Here is a 3,403-nt window from a genome sequence, read left to right on the forward strand (position 1 = left end):
ATGGGGCACCCCCATATGTCGCACCGGGATAAAAAGGACAGACCCGCTGGTCAGGTTGGCTCCTCCCCACCACCGGGGTTGAGGAGGCGAAAAAGGAACTTTCGAAGCAAGGAGATCAAAGCCCCTCGCCCGCCGCTCGTGCCTCGATCGCTTCGCGATCTCAGCAGCCAGGGGGGACTTAGGCATCTGACGCAATCCCGTGATGCCCATACTCACGATCTCAGCAGCCAGGGAGGGACTTAGGCATCTGACGCGATCCCGTGGCGCCCATACTCACGATCTCAGCAGCCAGGGAGGGACTTAGACATCTGGCGCGATCCCGTGGTGCCCATGTTCGCGATCTTGGCAGCCAGGGGGGACTTAGGTATCTGGCGCGATCCCGTGGTGCCCATGTTCGCGATCTTGGCAGCCAGGGGGGACTTAGGTATCTGGCGCGATCCCGTGGTGCCCATGTTCGCGATCTCGGCAGCCAGGAAGCTCCCTTCAGGAAACCTGTCCGGAAAGAACACCAGGGAGGGGGGCTCTCTTGAGGAAATCTTCCCGGGGGTGCCAGGGAGGGGGCTCCCTTCAGGCACCCTCCCCCGAGGGGCCAGGAGGCGGGCGGGGAACTGTTGTGCCTGGAGAGGGGTTTCAGCATGGTTCGTCCACCGCACCTACCACGCCTGAGCACCGTCGAACCACAGCACTACCTGCCACCCCGGCCTCGGCTCGCCCCTCCTCACCCCTCGGCCTCCCCTGGGCTGTCGAGATCGCGAAGCGATCGAGACACGAGCGAACAACGCCCCCTCCAACACACGCCCCACCCCCCACCGCACCGATAACGCCCACCACATCCTCACCAACCCACACTGACCCCAGTCCCAGCCGACTCACGAACAAGAAAACGCCAAGCACACGCCCCTAATAGTCAGGGGGTCCCTTCTCTAGGAGCTGTCCGTTCGGGCGAACAGTAATCACGCCCGAACGGACAGCGGCAGTTATTCGGTGAATCGCAAGTCGGTGATGCTCTTCAGATCGATCCCGTAGTCGGCGTAGATTTTGGTGGTGTTCTTGCCGGTGAGTTGATCTTCGCTATAGCCCAGTAGTTCGGCAACGCGCAGAACCTCCGCTTTCCCTGAAGCTTCGATTTCCAGGTAGGGCGGGATGTGTGGCCAAGAGTCGATCTCTAGTTGGGCGCCATCGAGTAGGAAACTCTGACGCTGGTTCTCTTGGTATGCCTTCGCCCGGTAGCCCAACTTGCCGAGGAGGGTGTTCGTGGTGTCGAAATCGGACACGGTGATCTCGGTTTCCTGAGCGCCGCCGATGTCGTCGGAGACGATCTCCTTGACGGTCAGGGTTACCTTACTGCCGGCTTTGTCAATGATGATGCGAGCCAACTCCTGTGGAGCGACGTCGAGGATTTTCGCTTCGTATTCAATGACGGCATTGGCCATAGGTCACTCCTTCTCTTCGGCCGGAGATGGCGCTGATGTTGTAGCGTCTTTGGTCAGCCTGACATGCTCAGCATGTCGGAAGGCCAGGATTTCATCAGCTAGGCGGCTGCGGTTGAACTCTGCGAGAGGCAAGCACAGATCCATCCGTTGCCGGCAGATTCCGACGAGATACCCATCTTCCCGAGAGCGGTAGAGGCGAAGACCGTAGAAGCCTTCCTGACAGTCGGTTTCGTTGTTGAAACGGCAGTCTGCGCATGTATGTGGAAGCCGCACCGGACGTATCCATTTGACGTAGATACGCCGACCGTCAGACAGCCGGTAGGAGGTTCGCGCACCGGAGACGCCCGCAGTGACGTAGCGTGCCTCAGCGACCGCTCCGCGTTGGTTGAGAACATGGTCGATTGCCTCCAGAGAGGCTTGGCCCTCGTTGAGAGAGTTCAACAACCTCACGGACAGCTCAGGAGTGTAGGTATCGAGGAGGCGATGAACCCGCTCAACATGAGTGTGATCCACAACGACAATGTTGGCGCTTGCTTCCACACCGTGCTCGCTACAGCGCGAGCATGGTTCGTGCGGTGGAACAGGGTAGGGAGCCGGCGTCGCCAGGGCTGGTCGCGGCAGTCGCGCGGGCTTTGGGTATGGAGACGCAGGAACTCTACGACCAGCCGTTTCGAGAACTACTCGAAGAGGATGGCGGCCTCCCCGGTGTGGCCGAGCTACAGACTCTCTTCGCCGAGGGCTCTTACGTGGAGGCGGTCGAACCTCCCTCATGGGGCGAGTTGAGCGCAGATCTCGCCTCGATCCAGCAGGATCGGCACAACGACTACACACGGCGTGCGTTGATGCGGATGCCGGTTTTGCTACGTCAACTTCACGGGGCTTTGGAAGCCTCCTCCACAGAGGAAGAGCGAGAGCACGCATATCGGATGCTTGCCCGTGCCTACGGGAATACCGCTCAACTGACCTACCGATTCGGTTGGTTCTCGCTGGCCTCCAGCGGTTTGGACCGTATGGAGCAGACCGCCGCATTCTCTGGACAGCCCTTGCTGAGCGCACACGCTTTACAGCAGCGCGCGCTGATTCTCCTCTCGCACGCCGCCTACGACACGGCACAGCAACTCGTACAACGCTCCCTCGACCTGATTCCCGTCGATCCACGAGATGAGAACAGTGTCGCCCTCAGCGGATCAGCCCACCTGCGTGGAGCTATGATCGCCGCTCGCGATCGAAACAAGACACGAGCCGAGGAGCACCTCCAGGAGGCGGCCAGATTCGGAGATATGGTCGGTCACGAGTCCACCACCTATGACACTAACTTCGGTCCCGGTAACGTCGAGATCCACCGGGTGGCAGTAGCACTAGAAACCGGAGACCCTGGGCAAGCCGCTCGTCTTGGCTCCCAGATCCGCATTCCCGGTGACGTCAAAGCCACGCGGGTTGGTCATCATTGGCAAGACGTGGCCCGGGCATGGACGCTCAGCGGTGACTACGCTGCTGTCCTTAAAGCCCTGGACAGCGCACGGCGTGTTGCCCCGCAGCAGACTCGATACCATCCCCACGTCCATGAAACCGTCCACGCCATCGCCGCGGCCCAGCGACGTAGTTCCGGCACCCTTGCCCATTTCAGTGCTTGGCTCGGCATCAAGCATTGACTGGCTCTATCTAAACAGGCGCCCATAGTAAGAGTCAGGATGGGCATCACACGCCAGCCTATCCGAATCCAGTCACACCGGATGACCGGGATCAAATCTCTCTTCTGCCTCTGGGGATGTAGGCCATTGGGCTCGTGGCCGCCGATAACATCGAGGCGTGAGTGACGTGCTGGGCGATTCCTACGACGAGTTGCCCGAGCAGGTGCGGGTCCGCCGCGAGAAGCTGGACCGCCTGCGTGAGGCGGGGATCGACCCCTACCCGGTTGTCTTTTCCCGCACCACGTCCGTGGCCGAGGTGCGCGATAAACACGGTGACCT

The 3,403-nt window shown here is 60.8% G+C and carries 3 protein-coding genes and 1 pseudogene; 2 read left to right on the forward strand and 2 right to left on the reverse strand.

Annotation, left to right across the window (positions count from 1 at the left end):
• Positions 1 to 977: 977 nt before the first annotated feature.
• Both ABD848_RS24705 and ABD848_RS24710 read right to left on the reverse strand, forming a co-directional pair.
• Positions 978 to 1,433, reverse strand: coding sequence for an adenylate cyclase (locus ABD848_RS24705; protein WP_344977560.1), 456 nt, complete (start codon positions 1,431 to 1,433; stop codon positions 978 to 980).
• A gap of 3 nt (positions 1,434 to 1,436) precedes the next feature.
• Positions 1,437 to 1,973, reverse strand: a complete 537-nt coding sequence (locus ABD848_RS24710) for a hypothetical protein (protein WP_344977563.1) — start codon at positions 1,971 to 1,973, stop codon at positions 1,437 to 1,439.
• A gap of 98 nt (positions 1,974 to 2,071) precedes the next feature.
• On the opposite strand from ABD848_RS24710, the gene ABD848_RS24715 reads away from it, so the two are divergent.
• Together ABD848_RS24715 and ABD848_RS24720 are read left to right on the forward strand one after the other, a co-directional pair.
• Positions 2,072 to 3,085: a tetratricopeptide repeat protein gene (locus ABD848_RS24715; RefSeq protein WP_344977566.1), complete on the forward strand. Its 1,014-nt coding sequence runs from the start codon at positions 2,072 to 2,074 to the stop codon at positions 3,083 to 3,085.
• A 157-nt stretch (positions 3,086 to 3,242) separates the two neighbouring features.
• A pseudogene (locus tag ABD848_RS24720) lies at positions 3,243 to 3,403 on the forward strand (lysine--tRNA ligase); the annotation flags it as partial.

It is taken from the genome of Salinactinospora qingdaonensis (assembly GCF_039539445.1).
Lineage (GTDB): Bacteria > Actinomycetota > Actinomycetes > Streptosporangiales > Streptosporangiaceae > Salinactinospora > Salinactinospora qingdaonensis.